The 25,043-nt window shown below is 35.9% G+C and carries 25 protein-coding genes and 1 pseudogene; 8 read left to right on the top strand and 18 right to left on the bottom strand.

Annotation, left to right across the window (positions count from 1 at the left end; translation table 11 throughout):
• The first annotated feature begins 102 nt into the window (after window positions 1-102).
• The 5 genes from OMO38_RS17540 (at window position 103) to OMO38_RS17520 (ending at window position 5,206) form a co-directional block, all read left to right on the top strand.
• Window positions 103-669, top strand: coding sequence for a YceI family protein (locus tag OMO38_RS17540; RefSeq protein WP_264751486.1), 567 nt, complete (start codon window positions 103-105; stop codon window positions 667-669).
• 78 nt (window positions 670-747) lie between these two features.
• Complete coding sequence (locus tag OMO38_RS17535; RefSeq protein WP_264751485.1) at window positions 748-1,359, top strand: YceI family protein; 612 nt, start codon at window positions 748-750, stop codon at window positions 1,357-1,359.
• A gap of 126 nt (window positions 1,360-1,485) precedes the next feature.
• Window positions 1,486-2,127, top strand: a complete 642-nt coding sequence (locus OMO38_RS17530; RefSeq protein WP_264751484.1) for an alpha/beta fold hydrolase — start codon at window positions 1,486-1,488, stop codon at window positions 2,125-2,127.
• Between the two features lie 153 nt (window positions 2,128-2,280).
• Window positions 2,281-3,627 carry an ammonium transporter gene (locus OMO38_RS17525; protein WP_264751483.1) on the top strand — a complete coding sequence of 449 codons (1,347 nt, stop codon included), beginning with the start codon at window positions 2,281-2,283 and terminating at the stop codon, window positions 3,625-3,627.
• A gap of 160 nt (window positions 3,628-3,787) precedes the next feature.
• Window positions 3,788-5,206: an L-serine ammonia-lyase gene (locus OMO38_RS17520; protein ID WP_264751482.1), complete on the top strand. Its 1,419-nt coding sequence runs from the start codon at window positions 3,788-3,790 to the stop codon at window positions 5,204-5,206.
• A 97-nt stretch (window positions 5,207-5,303) separates the two neighbouring features.
• Here OMO38_RS17520 and OMO38_RS17515 read toward each other — a convergent pair whose 3' ends face one another.
• The 12 genes from OMO38_RS17515 to tsaE all read right to left on the bottom strand — a co-directional run bounded on the left by OMO38_RS17515 (window position 5,304) and on the right by tsaE (window position 15,722).
• A complete protein-coding gene (locus tag OMO38_RS17515; RefSeq protein WP_264751481.1) occupies window positions 5,304-6,692 on the bottom strand; it encodes a serine hydrolase domain-containing protein in 1,389 nt (462 codons plus the stop codon).
• Between the two features lie 8 nt (window positions 6,693-6,700).
• A complete protein-coding gene (locus tag OMO38_RS17510) occupies window positions 6,701-7,270 on the bottom strand; it encodes a hypothetical protein (RefSeq protein WP_264751480.1) in 570 nt (189 codons plus the stop codon).
• Entirely contained in the window at window positions 7,248-7,676 is a 429-nt protein-coding gene (locus OMO38_RS17505; protein WP_264751479.1) for a PH domain-containing protein, read from the bottom strand. Before OMO38_RS17505 ends, OMO38_RS17510 begins: the two co-directional genes overlap by 23 nt.
• A gap of 19 nt (window positions 7,677-7,695) precedes the next feature.
• A complete protein-coding gene (locus OMO38_RS17500; protein ID WP_264751478.1) occupies window positions 7,696-7,962 on the bottom strand; it encodes a DUF2089 domain-containing protein in 267 nt (88 codons plus the stop codon).
• Between the two features lie 133 nt (window positions 7,963-8,095).
• Window positions 8,096-8,941, bottom strand: coding sequence for a prephenate dehydrogenase (locus tag OMO38_RS17495; RefSeq protein ID WP_264751477.1), 846 nt, complete (start codon window positions 8,939-8,941; stop codon window positions 8,096-8,098).
• Between the two features lie 271 nt (window positions 8,942-9,212).
• Window positions 9,213-11,495 carry a cation:proton antiporter gene (locus OMO38_RS17490; protein WP_264751476.1) on the bottom strand — a complete coding sequence of 761 codons (2,283 nt, stop codon included), beginning with the start codon at window positions 11,493-11,495 and terminating at the stop codon, window positions 9,213-9,215.
• 104 nt (window positions 11,496-11,599) lie between these two features.
• A complete protein-coding gene (locus OMO38_RS17485) occupies window positions 11,600-11,989 on the bottom strand; it encodes a hypothetical protein (RefSeq protein WP_264751475.1) in 390 nt (129 codons plus the stop codon).
• A 109-nt stretch (window positions 11,990-12,098) separates the two neighbouring features.
• A complete protein-coding gene (locus OMO38_RS17480; protein WP_264751474.1) occupies window positions 12,099-12,809 on the bottom strand; it encodes a LytR/AlgR family response regulator transcription factor in 711 nt (236 codons plus the stop codon).
• Window positions 12,787-13,557 (bottom strand): histidine kinase, encoded by a 771-nt coding sequence (locus OMO38_RS17475; RefSeq protein ID WP_264751473.1) that lies wholly within the window; start codon window positions 13,555-13,557, stop codon window positions 12,787-12,789. The genes OMO38_RS17480 and OMO38_RS17475 overlap by 23 nt, the downstream gene beginning before the upstream one ends.
• A gap of 9 nt (window positions 13,558-13,566) precedes the next feature.
• Window positions 13,567-13,938 carry a hypothetical protein gene (locus OMO38_RS17470; RefSeq protein ID WP_264751472.1) on the bottom strand — a complete coding sequence of 124 codons (372 nt, stop codon included), beginning with the start codon at window positions 13,936-13,938 and terminating at the stop codon, window positions 13,567-13,569.
• A 19-nt stretch (window positions 13,939-13,957) separates the two neighbouring features.
• Window positions 13,958-15,151, bottom strand: coding sequence for an alanine dehydrogenase (locus OMO38_RS17465; RefSeq protein ID WP_264751471.1), 1,194 nt, complete (start codon window positions 15,149-15,151; stop codon window positions 13,958-13,960).
• 163 nt (window positions 15,152-15,314) lie between these two features.
• Window positions 15,315-15,722: a tRNA (adenosine(37)-N6)-threonylcarbamoyltransferase complex ATPase subunit type 1 TsaE gene (gene tsaE / locus OMO38_RS17460; RefSeq protein WP_264751470.1), complete on the bottom strand. Its 408-nt coding sequence runs from the start codon at window positions 15,720-15,722 to the stop codon at window positions 15,315-15,317.
• 100 nt (window positions 15,723-15,822) lie between these two features.
• Here tsaE and dnaG point away from each other — a divergent pair, with 100 nt between their 5' ends.
• Both dnaG and clpP read left to right on the top strand, forming a co-directional pair.
• On the top strand, window positions 15,823-17,793 hold the full coding sequence (gene dnaG / locus OMO38_RS17455; RefSeq protein WP_264751469.1) for a DNA primase: 1,971 nt from the start codon (window positions 15,823-15,825) through the stop codon (window positions 17,791-17,793).
• 224 nt (window positions 17,794-18,017) lie between these two features.
• A complete protein-coding gene (gene clpP, locus OMO38_RS17450) occupies window positions 18,018-18,704 on the top strand; it encodes an ATP-dependent Clp endopeptidase proteolytic subunit ClpP (RefSeq protein ID WP_264751468.1) in 687 nt (228 codons plus the stop codon).
• Window positions 18,705-18,826: 122 nt separating this feature from the next.
• Here the strand turns inward: clpP and tpiA are convergent, their stop codons facing one another.
• The 4 genes from tpiA to OMO38_RS17430 form a co-directional block, all read right to left on the bottom strand.
• Entirely contained in the window at window positions 18,827-19,585 is a 759-nt protein-coding gene (gene tpiA / locus OMO38_RS17445; RefSeq protein WP_264751467.1) for a triose-phosphate isomerase, read from the bottom strand.
• A 69-nt stretch (window positions 19,586-19,654) separates the two neighbouring features.
• Entirely contained in the window at window positions 19,655-20,005 is a 351-nt protein-coding gene (locus OMO38_RS17440) for a tellurite resistance TerB family protein (protein ID WP_264751466.1), read from the bottom strand.
• A 100-nt stretch (window positions 20,006-20,105) separates the two neighbouring features.
• Window positions 20,106-21,215, bottom strand: coding sequence for a BT_3928 family protein (locus tag OMO38_RS17435; protein WP_264751465.1), 1,110 nt, complete (start codon window positions 21,213-21,215; stop codon window positions 20,106-20,108).
• A 1-nt stretch (window position 21,216) separates the two neighbouring features.
• The gene (locus OMO38_RS17430) at window positions 21,217-21,783 is read right to left on the bottom strand and encodes a DUF1599 domain-containing protein (RefSeq protein WP_264751464.1); all 567 of its coding nucleotides are present in this window, start codon (window positions 21,781-21,783) and stop codon (window positions 21,217-21,219) included.
• A 230-nt stretch (window positions 21,784-22,013) separates the two neighbouring features.
• Between OMO38_RS17430 and folP the strand changes: the two genes are divergently transcribed.
• On the top strand, window positions 22,014-22,886 hold the full coding sequence (gene folP, locus OMO38_RS17425; RefSeq protein ID WP_406567335.1) for a dihydropteroate synthase: 873 nt from the start codon (window positions 22,014-22,016) through the stop codon (window positions 22,884-22,886).
• Between the two features lie 97 nt (window positions 22,887-22,983).
• On the opposite strand, the gene OMO38_RS17420 is transcribed toward folP, so the two are convergent.
• Window positions 22,984-24,453: a M20/M25/M40 family metallo-hydrolase gene (locus OMO38_RS17420; RefSeq protein ID WP_264751463.1), complete on the bottom strand. Its 1,470-nt coding sequence runs from the start codon at window positions 24,451-24,453 to the stop codon at window positions 22,984-22,986.
• Between the two features lie 219 nt (window positions 24,454-24,672).
• Window positions 24,673-25,043 (bottom strand): annotated as a pseudogene (locus OMO38_RS17415) (hypothetical protein); the annotation flags it as partial.

Raw genomic sequence — 25,043 nt, 5'->3', positions numbered from 1 at the left:
TTTTAGTCATAAAAAATCTTTGTGATAATTGATGTACATCAAGATGAACTACCGATTAAGATAATTACATTTGCAGCAGTAAATAATTAAAAAGTTTTATTCATGAAAAAAATATTTTTATTAGCGGTTTTGGCCAGTGGTTTGGCTTTCGGTCAGTCAAAAAAAGTGGTAACATCTGATGTACACTGGTGGGGTTACAAAGTTGCAAAAACAGAATCCAGTTCTCACGACGGAACGGTGAAAGTAAAATCCGGAAATATGATCATGAAAGGGAATGAGCTTGTAGGAGGTGATTTCGTTTTGGATATGAATTCTATCAACGCTACAGATCTTTCAGGTGAATATCAAGGGAAACTGAATGGCCACCTTAAGAACGGAGATTTCTTCGAAGTTGAAAAGTTCCCGACAGCAAGTTTTAAAATTACCTCAGTTAAGAAAAATTCCGATAAAGTTTACAATAAACTGGTTACAGGAAACCTTACAGTAAAAGGAAAAACAAGTCCAGTTTCTTTCCCTGCAAAAGTTTCTTATGCAAATGGAGTGGTAAGTTTAGAGTCTAATAAATTCTCTTTCGACAGACAGAAATTTGATGTCGCTTACAAATCTTCGATGAAAGATGTTTTTGTGAAAGATGATATCGATATGCTTGTAAAAGTGACTGCGAAATAATTTAATCAAAAAAATATTATTAAAAGTGTAGAAGTTCTACACTTTTTTTTATTTTTGTTGAATTGTAAATAAAAAAGAATGAAAAGATTATTATTGTTTGTGATGATGTGTGCGAGCATATCATTTGTATTTGCTCAAAAAAAGGGAGATAAAATTTCTAAAGTGATCAGTTCTGAGATCAAATGGTGGGGACATAAGGTTGTAAAAACCAAAGCATCTTCTCACTACGGAAGTCTGAAACTGAAAAGTGGAAAATTTAATTTTGATAAAACAGTATTTGTTGACGGTGAGTTTGTAATCGACATGAGAAGTTTGGTTGTAGCCGATCTTTCAGGTGACGATCAAGTGAAACTGACTAACGAATTAAAAGGGACAAATTTCTTCGAAGTTAAAAAATTCCCGACTGCTAAATTCCATTTGAAAAAAATTATTCCTTTGGCGAACAGCGAGTACAATTCTACCATCGTTGGAGATATTACCATCAAAGGTATCAGAAAGACGATTTCATTCCCGGCAAACGCCCACATTACGCAGTTTACGGTAGAGATTGAGTCTTCAGTATTCTCTTTGAACAGAAAAGACTTTAGAATTTTCTATCAGAATTCTTTGAAAGACTATTTTATCAAAGACGAGATGGATATTCAGTTTAAAGTTTCTACTCAGAAAGTTGACAACGAAAGACCTTTGTAAGGTTAAAATTTTCATAAATCATGATGCACAGCTTTTAATAAGTTGTGCATTTTTTTTATTTTAGTACTGATAAACTGGAGTGATGTAATCTCAGCCCAAAATTTAAATTAACAAGATCAAATACAGATGAAAATATATGTAGTAAGTGGCTTGGGAGCAGATTTTAAAGTTTTGGAAAAACTAAAATTTCCAGAGCAGCATGAAGTTGTTTTTATCGACTGGATGATTCCCAACCTGAATGAAAGCTTTGCAGATTATGTAGGCAGAATGGCCGAAAAGATTGATACAAGCGAACCTTTCTATTTGCTGGGCTATTCGTTTGGCGGAATTATGGTTCAGGAACTGAATGCATTGAAACCTGCCGAAAAAGTGGTGATCATGGGAAGTATAAAATCTGATAAAGAAAAATCGCGACTGATCAAAATGGGAGAGGTTACCAGAATTCCGAAATATCTACCGATACGGCTTTTCAATGATCAAACTTCTGTTTTTTATACGAGACTTAGGAAGTTTTTTGATCCGAAAAATCCTAAAGTCATTGAGTACTTTCAGGTGAGAGACCCCTATTATCTCAAATGGTCTGTAGAGAGAATTTCAGAATGGAAATTTGAAGAAAACCCGAACGTGATTCAGATTTTGGGAGACCGGGATATTGTTTTTCCAATTAAAAATTCAAAACCCAATTACATTATCAAAGGCGGAACTCACTTATTTCCTGCTACGAAATACAAAGAAGTCTCAACATTACTTCATGAGATTTTTATTTAAATTTAAAAATAACCTCAATTTTAATTGGGGTTATTTTATTTTTAATGATAAAATATTAAAATTAATATCTAATTTTGCAGGGGTTGAATTAAAAATAAATAAAATAGCTTTAAATATGTTGAGTTGTTTTATTTCCTTTAAAAATTAGTTAGTATGAAAGTTGGTTTAAAATGGAAAGTTTCATTTATAATAATTTCTTTAATTGCCATCGGTGGACTTTTCTGGAAGCCCAGTGTTGATTTCCCAAATACCGGTGACTTTTTAGGAGAAGAAAGTATCGTTGGTTCAGATGTAGCATGGATTTTGGCTGCGGCCGGCCTTGTTCTTCTGATGACTCCAGGTCTTTCCTTCTTCTACGGTGGAATGGTGGGAAAGAAAAACATGATTTCGACCATGCTGCAGAGCTTTATCGCCTTGGGAGTCATATCTATTTTGTGGATCGTAGTCGGTTTTTCATTATCTTTTGGGGATTCTATCGGTTTTGAAATCGATGGCGAGCATTATGGAATTATCGGAAATCCATTAACTTATCCGTTCTTCAATCATGTGAGTATCTATCCGCACAAAACCATGGCTTCTACAATACCTTTTATCTTATTTGCTTTGTTTCAGATGAAATTTGCGGTGATTACCCCAGCATTGATTACAGGATCATTTGCTGAGAGAGTACGGTTTATTTCGTATTTGGTTTTCATGGTATTATTCAGTCTTTTTATCTACACGCCGCTTTGTCACATGGTTTGGCATCCCGAAGGTCTTTTAAACAAATTTTTTGGGGTTAAAGATTTTGCAGGTGGAACCGTGGTTCACATGAGTGCCGGTTTTGCTGCATTGGCGGGTGCGATTGTTTTGGGAAGAAGAAAAAATCCTCATCATGAGCCTTCCAATATTCCTTATGTTATTTTAGGAACCGGAATGCTTTGGTTTGGCTGGTTCGGTTTTAATGCCGGTTCGGCTTTAAGCGCGAATGCGACTGCTGCAATTGCTTTTGGTACCACGACGATTGCATCGGCTTCGGCCATGATGACATGGATATTCTTCGACAGAATCAACGGAAGAAAAGTTTCTGCACTGGGAGCCTGTATCGGTGCTGTGGTAGGTTTGGTTGCGATCACTCCTGCCTGTGGATTCGTCTCAATACAGGAAAGTCTATTCATCGGATTTGCTGCGGCAATTGTCTCTAATCTGATGATGAACTGGAAAGCCTTAAAGAAAATCGACGATACTTTAGATGTGTTTGCCTGTCACGGAGTTGGAGGAATTATGGGAATGATTTTGACTGCAATTTTTGCTCATGGTGAGAACGCAAGTCTTCTGCATGGGGGAGTTGAGGTTTTTATCCATCATATGACTGCATTGATTTTGGTTTCTATATTTACATTTTTCGGATCATTGCTTTTGTATAAAATCACCAACCGGATTATCACGCTCAGAGTTTCTGAAGAATCAGAAAATATAGGTTTAGATATGTCTCAGCATGAGGAAAGCCTCAAGTGGTAATTATTTTAAAAAATAAATTCTATAACGATACAACCTTGCCAGCGTTTTAAACGCTGGCAGGGTTTTTTAATTATTCAAAATGAATTTTCTAAGGAAAAGCAACTTGATTTCTTTAGAATTTATCGTGTATATTTGCTTTTCATGAAAATGAAAATCACGTATGGAATCTATATCGGTTTTTGAAATTATTAAAGTAGGAATTGGACCGTCCAGTTCACACACAATGGGACCTTGGAATGCTGCTTCGGCATTTATCAGGATTATCAAAAGAGAAAGATCGATCGCTGAGGTGAAAGAGGTTTTTCTGGAATTCTTCGGGTCATTGGCAAAAACGGGTATCGGTCACGGAACAGACATAGCAGGAATGTTGGGATTGAATGGTGAAGATTTTAAAACCATCAATACTTCAAAGATCGACGAAATTGTTCACCAGATCAAAACTTCTGAGATTCTTAATTTAGGAGGAGAAAAAGAAATTCCTTTTGTTTATGGACATCACTTGGTTCTCAATATGTCCACATCTTTAGACTTTCATCCCAATGGAATGATTTTCAAAGCTATTTTTGAAGACGGTATCGAGCTCGTGCAGGATTTCTATTCTGTAGGCGGAGGTTTCATCGCCAGTCAGGAAAAAAACTCTATTGAGAAGCAGTGCGTCCGCACGATATATCCGTGTCACCACGGTTCAGATATTCTCAAATATTGCGAGAAATTAGGTTTTGATAAAATGTCGGATCTTATTTTAATCAATGAAGAAAGCTGGAGAACACAGGAAGAGACAAGAAAGGAGGCGCTGTATATTTGGGAAAACATCAAAGAATGTATTTATAAAGGGGTAAATAAAGAAGGCATTTTGCCCGGCGGACTGAATGTGACCCGCCGTGCAGCCGGAATGAACCGGAAATTATTAGGCGAACAGATTTACAAAAATAAAGACGAATGGTTTCAGCAGGTTGTTGACGCCGAAGAAAACTTCACCAACATCAACAAATGGATTGCCTGTTTTGCGCTCGCAGTGAATGAGGAGAATGCGAGTTTTGGACGAATCATCACAGCACCTACCAATGGCGCAAGCGGAGTGATTCCTGCAGTTTTGATGTATGCGCAGGCGTTTACTCCGTTTACAAGTGACGACGATATTGCAAGATTTTTATTGGTTGCCGGAGAAATCGGAACTTTATTTAAGAAAAATGCAACGATTTCCGCGGCCATGGGCGGCTGTCAGGCCGAAGTAGGAGTTTCATCGGCAATGGCGGCTGCAGGTTTAACAGAAATATTAGGCGGCAGCGTCGGTCAGGTTTTGATGGCTGCGGAAATTGCCATGGAGCATCACTTGGGATTGACCTGTGATCCAATCAGAGGGTTGGTGCAGATTCCTTGTATCGAAAGAAATACGATGGGAGCAATAAAAGCGATTACTGCGGCGAATATTGCTTTGGAAAGTGATCCTGCAAAAGCAAAGGTAAGTTTAGATCAGGTGATTCAGACGATGTGGGAAACTGCGTTATCGATGAATGACCGTTTTAAAGAAACTTCAGAAGGTGGTTTGGCAATTGCCGTGAATGTACCTGAGTGTTAATAAGAATTCCGAATTCAGTATAAAAAAATGCGGACGTTTCATTGCAACGCCTGCATTTTTTTTGTTTAATTATTTTTGATTTGATAGATAAATTTATCTATTGAGCTTTTGGAAATTCATAATCCGCACCATACAGAAAGCTAAAAATTGCAATGGCAAAATCGTTTCCGGCAATACCGATTCGATCTGCATTAAGAGAGTAGGAGATTGAAATATCGTCTTCGCCATTGTAGATCATCAAAGAGTTTGTACCATAAGTTCCGCCACTGTGACCGACAAAAATTTTATTGTGAAAAGGTACAATTGCCAAGCCCTTTCCAAATCTTTTTTCATCAGGCATCATTGCTTGTAATGACGTTTCCGAAATGATTTTGCGGTCAAAAATTGCATTGATGATAATGTTCAGATTGTAAGGTGTAGTCGCAATATCACCGACACCTACAATACTGTTAAAGTCAAAATCAGTAATGGGAATCCATTTTTTATCGAAGGCAAAAGATTTGTAAACATTGCTCGGTTTTTTGTTCGCTGTATAAAATTGCTCCAGCTTCAAAGGCTTTATAATATACTGATCTAAATTTTCTGCATAAGATTTTTTGGTGATTTTCTCCAGTATTTTAGTCAGTAAATAATATCCTGAATTGGAATACTGTTGGGTAGAACCTGGTTCAAATAGCGAACCCTGTTCAATAATTCTGTTGAAAATCTGCTGCTCAGTAGCTTTTTTTATAAGCCATTTCGGTTGATCCTTTACCTGCACATAATCGCCAAGTCCTGCACTGTGATTAAGCATCTGTGAAATTGTAATATTTTCTGAATTTGGAATTTGCGGAAAATATTTAGAGAGTTTATCCGTCAGATTCAATTGATTGTTCTCAATCAGTTTAAATATCATAATTGCCGTCATGGTCTTGGTGATAGATCCAATTTGATAGGTATTATTCGTGCTTCTGTAATCAGGTAGATTTTTTTCACCAAAATTTCTCTTGTATATTTCTTTTCCGTCCTTAAAAATAGATATCTCTCCAGCTTCCAGATTATTTTTTTCAAGATAAAAAAGGAAATCTTCAATCTTAACCAAACTTTCAGCAAGATTTGAAAGTTTTAATATCTCAAGATTTTTGTCTTTATTTTTTGATTTGTCAAACGGCTTTAGAGTCAAAGGTAAAACCATACCGTTTTGACTGAACGTACCAATGATTTCAGAATCTTTCAGTGTTCCTTTAAATTTAGCATTCATCGCTGCATTTTCAAAACTCAATTCATTATTCACAAACGTTGTTTTATCAATCGGAATTCCTGCAGCACCTTGTAACGGACTGTCTAAAGTTGCACTGTAAACATTGTTTTCATGCTTTACATTGATTATTAATGGTAGTTTGGTGCCTTGGATTTCCAGTTCTCCCATCCATGAACCAACAATTTGCTGAGAAAAAACTGAGTTAAAAAGAAGTAAGCTAAGGAAAAGTAAAAATTTATTTTTCATATTTTCAGTTATATAAGTTGCAGAGTTAGCATCATGGTAATCAGCAAGATGACAAAGATCACGATGTGTCGCCAGTTTTTCAAATTCGTAGCGGTTTTAAAACCATTGTAGAGTATCGCAAATCCATAAGCGGAGATGGCTAATGAAATAAATGAATTTATGGTAATGATGAGAAGTGTGATTGGATCTATTTCATACGACTGTTTTCCCACAGAATCAATAATTTGTATGTGAGCATTTTTTATCAGCGGAATTTCGGACAGAAACAAAAGAAAGATAACAGTGATTTGTGATATGAAAATGGGATTTATAATATCAATCAGTCTGGTTCTTTTATTGATAATTTTCCCGAAAATATAAAACACTGCGATGTTTAAAGCGTAAATAGCTGAGGTTTCTAAAATGATCTTCCATAAAGCGTCTTCGGGACTGATAAATCTAAAATGGAATAAACTGTCTGTCTGGTAGCCGAAAAAATACGCTATTATAAAAACAACGGTTACAGAAGTAAGGCCTGCAAAAAGCAAAGTCTTATCATCAAATCTTAAAAAGGGATTAAAAATAGTTTTCCAGTTCATGTTTTTTTTTTATAGTAATATTTGGATTTATTTTAAGCAAATCATTTTCAAAGTCATCAAAATTTTTTGGTGAAATAATGATGCTACCTTTTGTGAAATATATTTCTACCCGTCCGATGATGCTGGGAGCTGGTGAAGAAATTAAGTTTCCGGTTTTTTCTATTTTGTAGATGTCATTGACTTTAATTTTTGTGGTTCCGAAAATCGAATTTTTCACATATAAAAACTCTGCATCAATCCTGTATCGAATGGTGAACATCATTAGGATTATCAGTGCAAAGATTCCACAGGGTACCAATAATATTTCCCAGTTTCCGTTTTTCGCTTCCAAAGACATTGGCAATAAAATGATCAGAAAAATAGGAAGTATCAACTCCCACCCAATTCTCGCAGGTATATTTTTCATAAAGATTTATTGTTTAAATTCAACTGTTTAATCTTTTTATTTTTTCAATCAGATCATCCATTTTATTTCTCATCGTCGGGTAGGAGAGTTCGGCTTGCTTAGCCATCTCTTTGATGCTCCCGCTGGAAAGAAAAAAATTAAGAATAAATTCCTGCTCGTCACGCGCTAATTTCAGAAGTACAGGCAGCTCATAATTTCCATTGACTTCAGTTTTGCAGTCAGGGCATTTCATTTGGCTTACATGAAGAGTGTGATCGCAACTCGGACAAATAATAGGTAACTTCATTTGAGTTATGTTTCAGTAAAAGTAATAATATTTTTAATAAAGTTAAATTAATTTTTAATAAAGTTAAAAAAAATAATGTAAAAATGGCATAAAAAAACTTCCTGAAAGAAGTTTAATTGATTTGATTTAAGATTTATTTATCTAAAATTCCCCGTATTTTATTGGCATTTTCGATGAGTTCGGCCAAATACTCAAAATTTTCTTTTTCCAGTGCCGATTTGAATTTTCTCAGCTGTGAAATATGTTCATTCAAAACATCCAGCACATTTTCTTTGTTCTGTTTAAAAATAGGAACCCACATTTCGGGATGAGATTTTGCCAGACGGACTGTACTTGAAAAACCTGAACTCGCCAGCTGAAAAATAGTTTCTTCCTCTTTTTCTTTCTCCAAAACCGTATTGGCCAGTGCATACGAGGTGATGTGAGATATATGAGAAATGTACGCGGTATGCAGGTCGTGCGCTTCAGCGTTCATATAAATCAAATGCATATCTAAATTCTCAACAATATTTTGAACCAGTTGCAAGGCGTCTGCTGCGGAATCTTCACGATCACAAATCACTCCGGCTTTGCCTGCGAAACTTTCCGCAACGGCTGATTTTGGTCCGTGATTTTCCGTTCCCCACATCGGGTGGAAAGCGACAAATCTTGAACGGTTGGGATGATCTTTTACTGAGTTTACAATTCCCGCTTTGGTAGAACCTACATCCATTACGGTCTGTGAAGAGTCGATTATATCCAAAACGTTTGGCAGAATTTTTCTAGCTGCATCTACAGGAATTGCAATGATGATCAAATCTGAGTTTTTAATACCGAATTCAAAATCAGCTTTTTCATCGATGATCTTTAAACTTAATGCTTCATCTAAGTTATCTGTATTGTTATCAATTCCATAAATGAAATCGACCGCTTTTTTTTGTTTTAATTTTAATGCGATTGAGCCTCCGATCAATCCTACACCAATAATACCTATTTTCATTTTACTTTACATTTAAAAATAAAAAACCCCGTCCGAGGACGAGGTTTTAAGTTATATAACAAGAATCTCTATCCCAAATCTGAGCTGAAAATTCTATAATAATATGTTCTGTTTCTATTAATCACTAAGCGAAGGTAATGATTTTTTTTAATTTAGATTAAAAGTGAATAGTGAATTTTGTAAAGTAGGTGAGCTGTCAGTTAGTTAGGCCATCATAACAGTTTATTTTAGAAAAAAATTACCCTGTAAAACAAAAATCACTATTGGCCATTTAAGGATTCGAGATAATCAACGTTGAAGGAATATCCGAAAGCCAGACACTCTTCGAATCGATAAGTCCTCGCCAGCTTTTTTTGCTGATCAGCATTAGATCCTGAGAATTCAAAAATTCCTTCTCAATTTTCTTTTCGTTGTATAGGGTGATGTGATTTGGTGCAACCTGTTCGATACTTCTGATCAGTTCTTTCACTTCAATATTACTTCTGATCTGTCCAGCAACATCCAGAATGATAATTTGAGAATTGTTGTTGTTGATCAGTCTTTTCGCATATTCAAGCAGATAAAAGTCGCTTAAATTGAAAATAGGGACAAAAACTTTTTCAGCTGAAGTAAAACCTTTTTCAACTAAAACACCTACAGGAATATTCGTTTTATCTAAAATCTGCAGTGTAAAGTCGTCGAACGGAGAATTGTTGAAAATATAACTTTTTCCTTTTACGGTATTCAGTAATTTTTCTGGGTTGATTATTTTGGTAGTAAAACCTAAAAGTCTTCCGAGTAAACTTCCTTCATACATTGACTTCCCGAGCATAATTAGAAGTAAATCGTAATTTCCTTTGTTTGAAATGCTTGTTAAGTCACTTTCAATATCGGTTGAAGCTTTGAAAAGAGTTGTAACTTCTAATTCTAAATCGTTTGAAGTTTCAATCACATTTTTAAACTGTTCTTTCTCGAAATTTTCAATATCAAAAGCGTGCAACTCGTCAACAGGAGCAATATTCATTGCCGTTACGCTTTTGTTTCCGTTCATTTTGTGAGTAAAATTATCTGCCAGTCTCAGTAATGTGCTTCCGGATTCTGCTGTATCAAACGACAAAAGAACCTTATATTTTGCGTCATTATCGTCGTGATCTTCTTCATCCATCGTTGATTTTTTTCCTTTGAAAAGGTAATTGATCAAATCTAAACACGGACCTGTCATAAATGTGGTAAATAATGCCATGATAACCAGCATTGCGAATAATTCCGGACCTAAAACTCCGAGATCATAACCGATATTCAGTACAATCAGTTCTGTAAGTCCACGGGTATTCATCAATGCTCCAATCGTGAGACTGTCTTTCCAGCTCATTTTGAGGAACTTTGATGTCAGTGCACTTCCTACAAATTTCCCGGTAACGGCCGTTAAGATAATGAATCCTCCGATTTTCCAAAGATGTGGATCGTTCAGAAGTCCAATCTGAGTGCGTAATCCTGTGAAGACAAAGAATAACGGAAGTAGTAAAACCAAGGCAACATCTTCAATTTTTTCAATAAATAGATTTCTGAATTTTACATTTTCCGGCATGATGGCTCCTGCCATAAATGCTCCGAAAAGAGCGTGAATTCCGATTACTTCTGTTGCATATGATGAAATAATTAAGATCAGGAAAAATACAGCAACCAATGGTTTGCTGATAAAACCTTTGCCTTTTTGAGACTCAGCGATTCGGTGTAAGAAAGGTCTTACGGCTTTAATCATAAAAAAGACATACAGTATCGCCATTAAGATTACAAATACTGACCCCGAAAATGATCCTGCTTTCACAACGGCAATCACGGCTGCCAAAATACACCACGCAGTTATATCATCGGCTGCAGCGCAGGTGATCACGACGGTTCCAATTTTTGTTTTATGAAGATTTCTTTCCTGAACAATCCTCGCCAATACCGGAAAAGCGGTAATACTCATCGCAATCGCTATGAATAAGGCGAATGAACTGAACTGAATTCCTTCCGGTGCAAATTCTTTATAAATGAAATAAGAAAGCCCAACACCTAAGGCAAAAGGAAAGATAATACTCGCATGGCTGATGACTACTGCATCATGCGCTTTTTTACGCAAAACACTTAAGTCAAGCTCCATTCCAACGATATACATGAAAAGGATCAAACCTATCTGGCTTAAAAACTGTAAGTTTGGAAGCGATTCTTTAGGGAAAATAAACGCTGAAAGTTCCGGAAAATAAAGCCCGAAAAGAGATGGCCCTAAAACGATACCTGCAATCATTTCACCGATTACAGAAGGTTGTTTTAGTTTAACGCAAATCCAGCCGAATAGTTTTGCAACAAGAATAATTGTTACAATCTGTGCCAGTAAAAGTGCTAACGGATGATGAAGATTTGTCATAAAGGAATCGGTAAAATTCTCCCACATAGTAGATCCGGTCGCTTTACTCGGAGCGATATTTTCTCCTATTTCTAATGTTTTTCCTTCGATAAAAAACCAGTACATCAGGCATGAAAAAAACGCGATGGTACTGATGTAAAAGATGATATTTTTATATTTCCCCATAATCATTAATCATTTTATTTGGTCGCAAATTTCTAAAGAATAAACGGATGTTAAAAGTTGTTTTTTTTGAAATGTAACAAATGCACAGAATAATGTAATGAAACCTATTTGAAGCTGTAACCCAGGCCGATTCCCATTTTCCAGGCACCATTTTCTGATGATGTTTTCGTGTTATAGTACAATGGGATCTGCAAAGCTACCTTCCTGTAAATCAACGCAAAACCAACTCCAAGTGTCGGCATAACCGGTGAGTTTTTAGTTCCACTGGAATGGTCTTCTTTTATTCTCAGCGAAGGAAGCATTCCGATCATCATTTTTGTGTTTCTGTGTTTGAAATTAACATTAGGTCCCGTAAAATTGATAAAACCGCCGTGGTCAACATATCCTGCAACAGCAATTCCGTCAAACAGAGAAACTTTTATTTTTGATTCGTTCTCCTGACAGAAACAGAAGGTAGAGGTCAGAATTCCAAAAGCAAATAGTAATTTTTTCATTATAAAATATTTAAGCAGACGCAAAAATAGTTTGATTAAACAATTGTTTAAACCTGATGTAATGAAACGGTTGAATTTTGTAGTGAAATTATAAAAGTCTGAAAAAATCCTATTTCCCGAATCTTTCCATTAGTGAATTTTTATAGGTTTCGCCGATCTGCAATTTTAAAAAATGGTCATTCTCAGCGGGAATCGTGGTGATAATTTCGCTGGTAGACAATACTTTTACAGATGATAAAGCAATGATTTCTTTTTTGTTCACCTGCGCAAAATCTTTGGAAGGCAACATTTCTAAAAGGGATTTGAAATTGAGGTTTTTCAGGACGATCGTAGTTCCGTCTTTCAGGATAATATCCTTATCACGACTGTCGATTTCTGAGGTTTTAATATAAGCGATCTGCTCAGTGAAAATAGTCGATTTTCCGATATTGCTGTTCCATTCGATGGATTCTTTCTGCGGAAGATGACTGAATAAATCTGCCGCTTTTTCAAAAGCCTGAATCAGTCTCTCTTTTTTGATCGGTTTCCGTACGTAATCGACGACATTTAAATCAAACGCTTCGGCAGCATATTCTTTATAAGCAGTTGTGAAAATGATTTTTTTTGAATCTGAAATTAATTCTGCTACCTGAAGTCCGGTCATTCCCGGCATTTCAATGTCTAAAATACAGAGGTTGCAGTCGATAGAATTTATTTCGCTCAGGAAAATTTTAGGATCGTTAAAAGCTTTTACAACTTCTACATTGTCAATCTGTTCGCACAAAAGTTTCAGGTAACTTATGGCAAGAAGTTCATCATCAAGAATAACGCATTTTATCATGGAATTCGCCTAGATTGATTGTTAATTCTGCTGTGAAGATACCGTTTTTTGAACTTTTCTGCAGAGTATAGAAATTATGGTAAATCATTTTTAAACGCTGATCCAAAGACTGACTTCCAAAACCGCTGTGTTCTTTTTCCAGCACATTTTTCAGTGAAGCTTTGTTGCTGACTTTCATGGTGAACATCCGGTTTTCCAGCTCAAGATGAATAGCGATGAAAGAGTCCTGTGCTAAGAAATCGGTATGTTTAAATGCGTTTTCAATTAAATCCACTGAGATTAAAGGAGCGAAAACTTTTTCTTCATAAACTGCGTCTGACTTATCAATTTTAGATTTAATCCTGAAATCAAAAAGAGGATTGATCTTAATTTTGTTAATTTCAATCAAACTCAATGCAAAGCTGAATTCCTCTTTTGGGCTTACAAATTTGTTGTTGCTTTCGTATAGAATATAATCCAGAACATTCGCCAGTTTATCCAGCGACATATAAGTTTGATACGCATGAGACTGTACTGAATTCAGAATGTTTTTAAACAAATGAGGATTCAGTTTCGTGCCGATATGCTCCAGCTGAACTTCGTTTAATCGCTGTTCAATTAGCTTATTGGTTTCAGAAAGTTTGGTGTTTTTCCTGCGGAAAATTTGATTTTGGCTGAATAGATAAATACTTACTGTGAGGAAAAAGAAAATAGCAAAAACTCCAACGAAAATCAGATAATCGTGAATCATGTAGTAGTTGCCATCCATCTCAGTAGGTTATTTAATTTTTTTTAAACTTAATAACTGAGCTTCTTCAGCACATTTTTCGAATGTAACTTCATAGCGGGGATTGTCTTTCGGATAAGAAATTAGGTAATCCGGACAAGCTTTTTTCTGAGCATGACTTCTGTCAAAATCTACTTTTCCAGCTGTGATGATGCTGTCTTTTAAGAATTTCTCATCTACTTTTAAAGCTGCCATTTCAGACTTAAAGCTTTCAGAATATTTAAAATCTTTCGATAAGGTTTCGGCGATGACACGGCTGTTGGGTAAATATCCGCTGCAGCTCACACCTTTTTTATTAAGAACAAAAAATACAATAATCAATCCGGGAACAAGACCGATTAAAAAGAATTTGATTTTTTTCATAGGAAGAATAAAATATCCACTAAAAAATTAAAAGATTAATGTCGTGATAAGTAAGTCCGAAACGGTCGCAAATCACCTTTTTGGTGTGTCTGCCTTTGTACATGTACAGACTTTGTTTCATTTCATTTTTGCGGATCAGCATATTTTCGAAACCTCCTTCTACATCGTAGTTTAAGATATAAGAAAGGAAAAAGTTAGAGATTGCTTTTGTAGTCGTACGAGGCATTTTCGAAGTAAGATTCGGAAGTCCACAGTGGATAACGCCGTGTTTGATGATGTAAGGATCTTCCATGGTCGTCAGTTCTGAAGTTTCAACCACTTTACCGTAGTCGATCGCGATATCGATGATGACGCTGCCTTTTTTCATTTTGCAAACCATTTCTTCGGTAACAATTGGCTGCATATTCAGTCTTGGAAGTGCTCCGATAACTACATCGGCGCGTCTTAAGCTTTTGCTTAATTCTTTTGGGTCAATAATTGAAGTAGGAACCCGGCTGTCAACCAATGTGTGAAGTCTTCTCAGCTTTGAAAGTGAATTGTCAAAAACTTTTACACTCGCTCCCAAACCGATGGCAGCTTTTGTGGCAAATTCCCCAACAATTCCTGCACCTAAAACAACCACTTCGGTAGGTCTTACTCCTGTAATTCCGCCAAGCATCAATCCGTTTGATAAAGCTAATAATTCTGAAGCATATAGAATAGAAACCGTTCCTGCAATTTCGCCGATCAATCTTACCAAAGCCAATTGTTTGTACTCATCAGCAATGAATTCAAAAGCAATGGCATTGACTTTTTTCTCTGCCAGCTTCATGAAATAATCTTTGTCTCTGAGATTAATCTGTAAAGCAGAAACAAGATAAGTATTAGGTTTAAAATAATCAATCTCTTCATCAGTAGGCGGATTGATTTTTAAAATCAAATCCTGACTGAACGCTTCTTTCGGATCTTTGGTAATAATTGCCCCGGATTCTGAGTACTGAAGATCGGTAAAAAAAGATCCCTGTCCTGCACCGGATTCTACAATGATCTCATGACCATGCTGTACCAAAACCTGCACTGCGTCGGGTGTTATACAAGTACGTCTTTCGTTGAGACAAGTTTCTTTAGGAATTCCTATACTGAATTGTTTGCCTTTTTTAATAACTTCCAACTTTTCCTCCTTCGGCATTAATTCTTCCTCGGAAAAAGGAGTAAAAATATTTGTGGTACTCATTTTAAATTCAATTATGACTTAAAGAAAATTAATAATACAATCGATTTCTTAGAACAAAGATACATAATAAGTAGTTGCTGGCAATTAGCTTCTTGCTATTGATTCTAAAATCAGCATTCTGAAATTTGAGATACATGATCAGATGATGCCTATAAGTAATCGATTATTCGAAACCGATTTCTCTGCTTTCCCCATTGTTGTGGATGCTCATGGTATGATATTTTAATCCGTACAGTTCTTCTTCATAAACTTCCGGCCACTCTATAATGCACAGAAAAGCATTGTCCAGATATTCTTCTATGCCGATATCAAATACTTCATCTACATTTTTCAGACGGTAGAGATCAAAATGGTAAACTTTTCTCTTGGGGGTACTGTATTCATTTACAATAGAGTAGGTGGGTGAATTCACCTCGTCTTCACTGCCCAGATTTTTAAGTAAAAACTGCGTAAATGTAGTTTTCCCGGCACCTAAATTTCCTTTTAAAAGTAAAATGGGATGTTCCAGCTGAGGAAGAATTTCTTCTACAACTTTTTGCCAGTCGTCAATCTGTTTTATATTAAATTCCATGAATATAATTTGATGCAAAAATACTAATATTACATTCTAAATATAACAACAAACTATTATAATTGAATCTTGAAACTTCAATTTTCATTACTTTTGCAAGATGATTTCCAAGCAGACGATAGACAAAATATTTTCCACAATCAGGGTTGAAGAGATTGTTGGCGAATATGTGCAGTTGAAGAGAGCGGGATCTAACTTTAAAGGTTTGAGTCCGTTTCATGATGAAAAGTCGCCAAGTTTTGTAGTGTCTCCAAGCAAGCAGATCTGGAAAGATTTCTCGACAGGAAAGGGAGGAACTGCAATTTCTTTTTTAATGGAAATTGAAAATTTCACTTATCCTGAAGCGCTTCGCCATGCTGCCAAAAAATATGCCATTGAAATTGAAGAAGACCAGCGTGAGTTTTCTGAGGAAGCGAAAAATGCACAGTCTGAAAGAGATATACTTTATAAAATTCATGAGATCGCCAATGAATATTTTCAAAACATTTTGTGGGAAAATGAAGAGGGCAGATCCATTGGTTTATCATATTTCAGAGAGCGTGAACTGAAAGATGATATCATCAAAAAATTCCAGCTTGGATATTCACCGGAAAAGAAAAATGCTTTTACGGAATTTGCTTTACAGAAAGGATATTCCAAAGAAATTTTAGAGAAATCAGGACTTTCAATTTTCCCTGAAAATTCTCCTGCAGGAATTGACCGTTTCCGCGAACGGGTGATGTTCCCGATCCACAGTTTTTCGGGAAGAGTTTTAGGTTTCGGAGCGAGAATTCTTCGGAGCAACATTAAAACTGCCAAATATCTCAATTCTCCTGAAACAGAAATTTACCACAAATCAAATGTTTTATATGGTCTAAACCAAAGCAAGCAGGCGATTTCGAGAAAAAACATCTGTCTTTTGGTGGAAGGATATATGGATGTAATCTCTCTTCATCTTTCAGGAATTGAAAATGTTGTGGCGAGCTCCGGAACTTCACTTACGACCGAGCAAATAAAGCTAATTAAAAGGCTTACCGAGAATGTTACCATTCTTTTTGATGGTGATAATGCCGGAATTAAAGCCAGTTTCCGAAGCATCGATATGTTGCTGACAGAAGGGATGAACATTCGTGTTTTGCTCTTCCCGGAAGGAGATGACCCAGATTCGTTTGCCAGAAAACATCCTCAGGAATACGTAGAAAAGTTCATCGAAAATGAAGCGATGGATTTCATCGATTTCAAAGCTGAAATTCTTTTAAAGGAAGCAGGAAATGATCCGATAAAAAAAGCGGAAGCGATCAGAAATATTGTAAAGTCTGTCGGTTTCGTTCAAAATGGCTTAAAAAGAGAGGTTTACCTTAAAGAAGTTTCTACCAAATTCGGACTTTCTGAACAGAGTCTGTTTAATGAACTTGATATTCAGAAGCAGATTACCCAAAATCAGGCGCCGAAAAGTCAGCCCAAAGAAAATGCCCAGCCAAAACTGGAAATCGTTCCTGATAGCGTGGAACAGGTAGATCCAATCATTTTTGATCTGCTAAATCAGGAGAATAATTTGGTGAATCTGATGCTTAATTTTGGTGACGTGGTACTTCACAGAGAAAATGAAGCTAATGAAAAATATGACATCACGGTGATTGAAGAAATTCTTCATCATTTTGAAGAAGAAAATTACGAATTTCAGGTTGAGTTAAACAAAATCATTATCGACAGCATTAAAGAAGGTATTGCCAATGAAGAGCTTCGTAAAGGAAACTTTTTTGTCACATTTATGGATGAAAACATTACTTCAAAAGTCGTGGATGCCATTATGCCATTAAATGACCTTGAAAACTGGGCTTCGAGAAATATTTTCCCACCAAATTATGGTGACAAAATCAATACGCAGGTTGAAGGCGATATTTTAATTCACAAATTCAGATACATCGATTATTTAATTAAGGAAACTACAGAAAGCCTTGAACAGAACAAAGATAACGAATCTAAATATTTTGAATCCATCAAAAAAATTACTCTGCTGAAACAGGCTTCCATGCAGCTGTCAGAAATTTTAGGGTATTCTCCGATCAAAGGAATTTATGTGAAGAGGTAGAAGGTTTTAACGGAGATCTGCAGTAAGAAATTATTTCCTATTGATAGTACAGATTTGCGCAGAGGTATAGTTTAAAACTCATTAATTAAACACTAACAATGTCTTGAGGTTGAACAGTAATCTTAAATATTAAACTCTAATCCTGCCAAAAAGTCCTATAAAATTTTAGGAATAAAAGTTGTAAATTACATCTTAATTAAATTTAAAAATATACCAATAGAAATATGGACATTAAAAAAGAATTCAGAGATTTCTCTGTAAAACATTTAGGAAACAGCGGTTTGGTAACCGATCAGTATATGGGAATGTATGGGCCAACCAACCTTACTCCGTATATCATGGAAGAAAGAAGATTAAACGTTGCACAAATGGACGTTTTTTCTCGTTTAATGATGGATAGAATTATCTTTTTGGGAACAGGGATCGACGATCAGGTTGCAAATATTGTAACTGCGCAGCTTTTGTTCTTAGAAAGTGCAGATCCTTCAAAAGATATTCAAATCTATATCAACTCTCCTGGAGGAAGTGTTTATGCAGGTTTAGGAATTTATGACACAATGCAGATCATCAAGCCGGACGTAGCAACAATCTGTACAGGTATTGCAGCTTCTATGGGAGCAGTTTTATTGGTGGCAGGTGAAAAAGGTAAACGTTCTGCATTGAAGCACTCTAGAGTGATGATTCACCAACCTTCTGGAGGTGCACAGGGTGTTGCATCTGATATGGAGATCAACTTGAGAGAGATGTTGAAGTTGAAAAAAGAGTTGTATGACATTATTTCTGAGCATTCAGGACAAACTTACGAATGGGTAGAAAAAGCATCTGACAGAGATTACTGGATGACTTCTACTGAAGCGAAAGATTTCGGAATGGTAGACGAAGTTTTACAGAGAGCTAAGAAAGAAAAATAGAAGTATCATTGCTAATTTGAAGATGTGTTACTTTGAAAATTAGCCGGAAATTAAAAAAGGGATGTAATTTTATATTACGTCCCTTTTTTATTTTCAAATTAGCTTATTGACAAATTTTCAAATTAATTAAAACCCTCAATAATTTTAGAAAAATCCTCCAATTTCAGAGCAGCACCGCCGATCAGTCCACCATCGATATCTGGTTGTGAGAAAATTTCTTTTGCGTTATCAGGTTTTACAGATCCGCCGTAAAGAATTGATACTTCGTCAGCAACTTCCTGTCCATACTTTTCAGCGATAATTCCTCTGATGTGAGCGTGAATTTCCTGTGCCTGTGCCGGACTGGCCGTTTCGCCTGTTCCGATCGCCCAAACCGGTTCGTAAGCGATCACCACTTTCTTAATTTCTTCGGCAGAAAGGGTGAAAAGTGCTGTTTCAGTCTGAGTTTTTACAACATCCAAATGTTGTCCTGCTTTTCTCTGCTCCAGCGTTTCACCATTACAGTAAACAGGAATTAAACCTTTGTCCAAAGCCAGTTTTACTTTTTTATTGCAGCTTTCGTCATTCTCACCGTGATACTGTCTTCTTTCAGAATGTCCGATTAAAGATCCTGTCGCATCAATCGACTCAAGCATATCTGCAGAAAGTTCGCCTGTATAAGCACCACTTTCAAATTCGCTCATGTCCTGAGAAAAAACTCCGATTTCGTCTTTTTCAAAGATGTCTTTTGCCATCATTAAATATAAAGATGGAGGAGCAATCCAAACTTCACAGTTTGTTTTGTTGTCATTTTTATAACTAAGTAACTGAATCATCAATTGTTGAGCATCAATTACATTTTTGTTCATTTTCCAGTTTCCTGCAACTATTTTTCTTCTCATAGTTTGATTTTTTAAAGAAGTTAGAAATGAGTTTAAATAATTCTTAACTCATCTCTACTGTTTAGTTTATTATTTAATATTCCAAAGATTTTTCAAAAGTACATAGAACGTATGTTCCTCATCAGTCACCACATCATCAGCTTTGATCAATGTTTTAGCAAACTGAATAAAGCTCAGACGCTCTGCCTCTGTTGAATCTTCTAAGAAACAGCGTCCGTGAAATTCAAAATGATCTTTCCATTCTTCGGGCTGTAGCAATGCGATGGTATCCAGTTCGTTGTCTAAATTCATTTTAAAAGGAAATTCGTCTGCCAGATATTGCTGTACAAGCATTCCTTCTTCCGGTGCAAATTCGCCGTCTACAGATGAGAGAATCATCAGTAAGTGGTATCCGGCGATTGATTTATTTGATTTTTGCATTTAATAATATTAAAGTTTAAAATTCTTATTTTAATTTTTTAATGAAATTTTCCAGCTTTACGGTTTAGGTAAAAGAAAATTTCAACTCATTGCAATTTAACTAATCAACATAGTTTTTTGCAGGCTGCTTATCTACAATTTTTCCGTTCTGCAGAGTTAATACAAAAGGATTGCTTCTTGCGATGGTTTTGATTGCAGTACCGTCCATCATTGCATTTTTTATGGTTTTAAAAGTCGTTGGAATGGTAGAAATTCCATAAACAACTGCTGTTTTGTCAGTATTTACTTTAGCTTCTACTTTCTGTAATAATTCAGCCGAAACATCCTGTGGATGATAAGAAAAAACCAGAATAGCTTTTGGAGCATTGATGATTTCCTCTGTTAAATCAACTCCAGTAGGATCTTCAATCTTAAATTTCCCAATCTCAGATTTGTAACCTTCTTTCACCAGTTTTGACTCGTTTTTATCTTCTTCAATCTTCCAGGGTGAGCCTTCTTCCCAGTACTTTGTCTGGTTGATGTAATCATCCTGATTGATTTTTACAGCTTCTCCGGTTTTAGAATTTTTTAAAGAGTAAAACGTTTTATATTCAAAAGGATTTTTCTTAATTTTTACTTTTTCAGCTTTCAGATCTGTCCCGATTTTATAGTCACGGAAATCAATAATCGGTTCGTTGATGAGTCCCTGGGCCATAACGAAAATCATAATGCCGGAAAAAATTCCGAAAGCGATTGAAAATAATTTGTTGTTTTTAGGTTTTGCTGAACTGGAATAATCATCTTTTTTGTTCCATTCTTTTCTGTACAATACGAACAGAATGATAAGTCCGACCAAAAGAACAATATCTTTCACAAAGCTTTCCCAAGGTGTAAACTTGATCGCATCTCCAAAACATCCGCAATCAGTAACTACATTGAAATAAGCGGAATAAAACGTCAGGAAACCAAAGAAAATACACAGTGCAATCAATGCAGAAAGTGTGAATTTCAGTTTAAATTTAAGCAAAAGCATAAAACCTAACCACAATTCTAAAACCACCACAATGACTGAAAAGAGCAATGCAAATTTCACCAGAAACGGCATATCAAATACAGAAGGCTCAAAATATTCTTCCATTTTAAATGAGAATCCGACCAAATCGACTGCTTTCACAAATCCTGAGAGGATGAAGATAATTGCGACGATGAAACGTAATATACCTTTAATCATATTATATAATTTGATGTTCTACATTGTTTTCTTTCTCAGAAAATTTAATCAGACAAAACACGGCGTAATTTAGCATGTCAAAATAATTGGCATCCAGACCTTCAGAAACAATGGTAACGCCTTGATTATCTTCAATTTGTTTCGTTCTTAAAACTTTTTGGTAAATTAAATCAGTAATTGAAGAAATTCTCATGTCTCTCCACGCTTCACCGTAGTCGTGGTTTTTTCTTTCCATTAAAGCCTGAGCTTCACGAGCATATTGGTCATAAAGACTTAAAATTTCATCTTTATTTTCATTAAAATCATTTGAAAAACCTTTTTCTAATTGAATCAAACCGATGATAGAGTAGTTGACCACAGCGATGAATTCGCCCTCCTCACTTTCGTCAATCATTTTCACATCGGTCATCTGTAACGTACGGATTCTGTTGACTTTAATATAAATCTGATCGGTAATGGAGCTCGGTCTCAAAACTCTCCAAGCAGCACCGTAATCCTGTAGTTTTTTGCTGAAGAGATCACGGCATTCGCCAATGATTTTCCCGAACTGTTCTGAAGTTTTTGACATATATTTTCTTAATCTTTCAAATATACGAAATTTTGTGTTTTGGCAGGTTTGAGGAGTGGGAGAGTTTTTGCGGTGGAGTGCTGGAACGTTTGAGAGTTTGAGGTTTTGAGAGTCGGAGTGTTGGTGAGTAGAGATCGATGATTTTGATTTTTGTGATTCTAAATGTCATTTCAATTAAAATTTTCTGAAGTTTTAGTTTAATTTTGCGAAAATAAATTCAATCTATCCGGATGTCTGCAAATAATGTAATTCTTTCGCCTTTCCACAGTTCCCAGAACTTCCATTCCATCAACTGTAACGGAAGGCTGGTTGATTTAAATGTCCCACAGGTGATGGGGATTCTTAATCTTACACCGGACTCTTTTTCGGATGGTGGAAAATTCAACACTGAAAAATCTGCACTGCAGCAGGCTGAAAAAATGTTGAAAGATGGAGCGTCAATGATCGACATCGGTCCACAGTCTACAAGACCGAATGCGGAATTTCTAAGCAGTCTGGAGGAAATTAAGAGAATAGGAAACGTAATTTCTTTGGTTAAAAAAGAATTTCCCGATGCTTTAATTTCGCTAGACACTTTTTATGCCGAAACAGTAAAGTTTGGTTTTAATGAAGGAATTGATCTCGTCAATGACATTTCAGGCGGACAGTTTGATGTTAATATGCTTGATGCGGTGGCGGAAACCAATCTTCCTTATATTCTAATGCATGTCAATCCATCTTACCAAACGATGCATGAGAAGACAGGTTTCACAGATATTACGTTAACGGTCAATCAATATTTTTCAAGGAAGACTGATGAATTGTTGAAAAAGGGAATTAAAGATATCATTCTTGATCCCGGTTTTGGATTTGGGAAAACTGTGGAAGATCAGATGAAAATGATCGGTGAAGTCGAATTTTTTGGTTTTGGAAGTTTTCCGTTATTGATTGGGATTTCGAGAAAATCATTTATTTATAAGCCCTTGGGAAAATCTGCTTTGGATATTAACGAGGAAACGCAGAAACTCCATTTGAAAGTTCTGCGCCAGGGTGCAAAAATTCTCAGAGTTCATGATGTAGCTGAAGCGAAGAAGACGGTTGATGAATTTTTAAGATTGAATTAATTAAAAGCAATGCTGCATAAAAAAAAATCGTGCATTCGTGGCTGAAAATTTTTAATAGCCAAGAATGCGCGATTTTTAGTTTGCAATAAATCTAAATCTACCGCTCCAAAGTAAAGTTGGATATTACCTTCGGACGTTCAGCTTCGTTGGCAACTTTCCATGAAGTTCTGTACATCCATTCCGTCATTTTGTAGAGTTTTTTATAATTGATATTCTCAGATTCATCCTGCGGTGTGTGATACTGGTCATGCAGAACACTTGTGAAAAATATGGCCGGAATTCCCGCTTTTGCATACGGAAGATGATCACTTCTGAAATAAAAATATTCTGCGTGGTTCGGCGAATCCCAGTCTTTGAGGTAAGTGAATTTTGTGCTTTCGTTATTGGCATCTTCAGCCATTTTCACCAGTTCTTCAGAGTTTTTGTGAGGTGCATTTCCTCCTAATAAGGCTGCTTCATTATTTTCATTTCTTCCAATCATGTCGCCATTCAAAACAGCAACAATTTTTTCTTTGGGAACAACCGGATGCGCTGCGTGCCATCTTGAACCCAATAATCCGCGTTCTTCAGCACCGTGAAATACAAACAGAATACTTCTTTTTGAAGGTTGCTTTTTATACGCTCTTGCCATTGCCAACATTGCTACACAGGTACTTGCATTATCATCAGCGCCATTGTAAATTGTATCATTTTTTACAGGATGTCTTATTCCGTCGTGATCCTGATGACCGCTTAGCAATACATATTCGTCTTTTAATTTAGGATCAGTTCCGTCTATTTTTCCGATAACATTGACGGAAGGATATTTATAGGTTTCAGTAATAATGTTGAGCGAAATTGTAGGATTATTTTTCACCCAATTGGCATTTTCTCTTTTAATCCACAGAACAGGAATGTTTTTCGTAACTGTTTCTCTCAAACCTTCTACGCCATAAGTACCTCTGGTCATCTGTGGCAGAACCTCAACCCAGCTTTTATCGGATGTTTCGTCAGTGATAAAAATAATTCCTTTTGCACCCAGTTTAAGAGCTTTGTTGTAATATTTTGTTCTTACAAATCCGGGATAACGTCTTACAAAAAGCGTCATTTCTCTGTCTATATTTTTGTCGGAAGCATTGATTGCCAGAATTTTTCCTTTAACGTTTAATTTGGACAGGTTTTCAGGTTCGGTAGTCCCGGCATACATAATTTCAGCATCAATATTTACGTTCACAGGCTCTGCAACGAGAAAATCTTTCCACAGTTTAAGTTGCGTCTCTCCGATTTTCAGACTGCTCTGCGGAATAATCTGATGTCTGTACATATCAAAATACTGAAAGAAAGTCCCGTTGTCTCCTGCAGGTTTCATCCCTGCTTCTTTGGCTTTGTCAGCCAGCCACATTGAAACTTTGAGCTCGTCTAATGTGCCGGCTTCTCTTCCCCAAAACTGATCTGCAGCCATTTCGTACATATCTTTTTTAAGATCCGTTTCTGTTATCGCCGATACCAACGGTTTTTTATAATTCTGCGCATTCCCAAAAATAAAAACGAGAAATCCTATGACAGAAAATAAGGTTTGTTTTTTCATTAATTTATTTTACTTAATTATTGTATGTACTGAAAAACTGCTTTCTAATCTCTATTTCTGCGTCCGGTTTTTCAGATTTGAAGGATAAATATAATTAATTAAAATCTTTTCTGCTTGAACGTAAAAAATGATTTTGAAAGTATTTTACATAAAAAACCCGAAACAAAATATATTGCTCCGGGTTTTTATTATTGATTGCCGACGATTGATTACTAATCTTTAGAATCCTAATAATTTCAGCTTAAACTGAATGGCGAAATTATCTTTAAATCTCGGAGTGTTGTAATGACCAACTCTGTAGAAAAATCCTAAGTTGAATTGTGATGAAAGAAAGTTATTCCATTCCAAACCTAATTCATTATATAAATGATCAAGCTTTTCAAATTCAAACTGGTGAAATTCTTTATTTTTCATATCCCCAATGGTTCCTCTGTAGATAAAATCAAAACTTGATACATTTTTTCCAAAGCTTTTAAAATACCAAGGCAGTTTATGCGTAAGATACGCACCAACAAATTTGTCGTTGTAATATTTACCTCCTTCCATGGTAGCGAAGCCAAGATAGGATGTCAGGTTGAAGTTCAGTCCGC

Source organism: Chryseobacterium kimseyorum, from assembly GCF_025971945.1.
Classification (GTDB): domain Bacteria; phylum Bacteroidota; class Bacteroidia; order Flavobacteriales; family Weeksellaceae; genus Chryseobacterium; species Chryseobacterium kimseyorum.
This window is presented reverse-complemented; position numbering and strand designations above follow the sequence as displayed.

Excerpts from the sequence above, each read along its gene's own strand:
- OMO38_RS17520 (WP_264751482.1), top strand. The coding sequence starts at position 3,788 with ATGGAATCTATATCGGTTTTTGAAATTATTAAAGTAGGAATTGGACCG.
- OMO38_RS17495 (WP_264751477.1), bottom strand. The coding sequence starts at position 8,941 with ATGAAAATAGGTATTATTGGTGTAGGATTGATCGGAGGCTCAATCGCA.
- OMO38_RS17510 (WP_264751480.1), bottom strand. The coding sequence starts at position 7,270 with ATGAACTGGAAAACTATTTTTAATCCCTTTTTAAGATTTGATGATAAG.
- OMO38_RS17470 (WP_264751472.1), bottom strand. The coding sequence starts at position 13,938 with ATGAAAAAAATCAAATTCTTTTTAATCGGTCTTGTTCCCGGATTGATT.
- clpP (WP_264751468.1), top strand. The coding sequence starts at position 18,018 with ATGGACATTAAAAAAGAATTCAGAGATTTCTCTGTAAAACATTTAGGA.
- OMO38_RS17485 (WP_264751475.1), bottom strand. The coding sequence starts at position 11,989 with ATGAAAAAATTACTATTTGCTTTTGGAATTCTGACCTCTACCTTCTGT.
- OMO38_RS17540 (WP_264751486.1), top strand. The coding sequence starts at position 103 with ATGAAAAAAATATTTTTATTAGCGGTTTTGGCCAGTGGTTTGGCTTTC.
- OMO38_RS17420 (WP_264751463.1), bottom strand. The coding sequence starts at position 24,453 with ATGAAAAAACAAACCTTATTTTCTGTCATAGGATTTCTCGTTTTTATT.
- tsaE (WP_264751470.1), bottom strand. The coding sequence starts at position 15,722 with ATGGAATTTAATATAAAACAGATTGACGACTGGCAAAAAGTTGTAGAA.
- tpiA (WP_264751467.1), bottom strand. The coding sequence starts at position 19,585 with ATGAGAAGAAAAATAGTTGCAGGAAACTGGAAAATGAACAAAAATGTA.
- OMO38_RS17500 (WP_264751478.1), bottom strand. The coding sequence starts at position 7,962 with ATGAAGTTACCTATTATTTGTCCGAGTTGCGATCACACTCTTCATGTA.
- folP (WP_406567335.1), top strand. The coding sequence starts at position 22,014 with ATGTCTGCAAATAATGTAATTCTTTCGCCTTTCCACAGTTCCCAGAAC.
- OMO38_RS17440 (WP_264751466.1), bottom strand. The coding sequence starts at position 20,005 with ATGCAAAAATCAAATAAATCAATCGCCGGATACCACTTACTGATGATT.
- OMO38_RS17535 (WP_264751485.1), top strand. The coding sequence starts at position 748 with ATGAAAAGATTATTATTGTTTGTGATGATGTGTGCGAGCATATCATTT.
- OMO38_RS17490 (WP_264751476.1), bottom strand. The coding sequence starts at position 11,495 with ATGGGGAAATATAAAAATATCATCTTTTACATCAGTACCATCGCGTTT.
- dnaG (WP_264751469.1), top strand. The coding sequence starts at position 15,823 with ATGATTTCCAAGCAGACGATAGACAAAATATTTTCCACAATCAGGGTT.
- OMO38_RS17530 (WP_264751484.1), top strand. The coding sequence starts at position 1,486 with ATGAAAATATATGTAGTAAGTGGCTTGGGAGCAGATTTTAAAGTTTTG.
- OMO38_RS17480 (WP_264751474.1), bottom strand. The coding sequence starts at position 12,809 with ATGATAAAATGCGTTATTCTTGATGATGAACTTCTTGCCATAAGTTAC.
- OMO38_RS17505 (WP_264751479.1), bottom strand. The coding sequence starts at position 7,676 with ATGAAAAATATACCTGCGAGAATTGGGTGGGAGTTGATACTTCCTATT.
- OMO38_RS17475 (WP_264751473.1), bottom strand. The coding sequence starts at position 13,557 with ATGGATGGCAACTACTACATGATTCACGATTATCTGATTTTCGTTGGA.
- OMO38_RS17515 (WP_264751481.1), bottom strand. The coding sequence starts at position 6,692 with ATGAAAAATAAATTTTTACTTTTCCTTAGCTTACTTCTTTTTAACTCA.
- OMO38_RS17435 (WP_264751465.1), bottom strand. The coding sequence starts at position 21,215 with ATGATTAAAGGTATATTACGTTTCATCGTCGCAATTATCTTCATCCTC.
- OMO38_RS17465 (WP_264751471.1), bottom strand. The coding sequence starts at position 15,151 with ATGAGTACCACAAATATTTTTACTCCTTTTTCCGAGGAAGAATTAATG.
- OMO38_RS17430 (WP_264751464.1), bottom strand. The coding sequence starts at position 21,783 with ATGTCAAAAACTTCAGAACAGTTCGGGAAAATCATTGGCGAATGCCGT.
- OMO38_RS17525 (WP_264751483.1), top strand. The coding sequence starts at position 2,281 with ATGAAAGTTGGTTTAAAATGGAAAGTTTCATTTATAATAATTTCTTTA.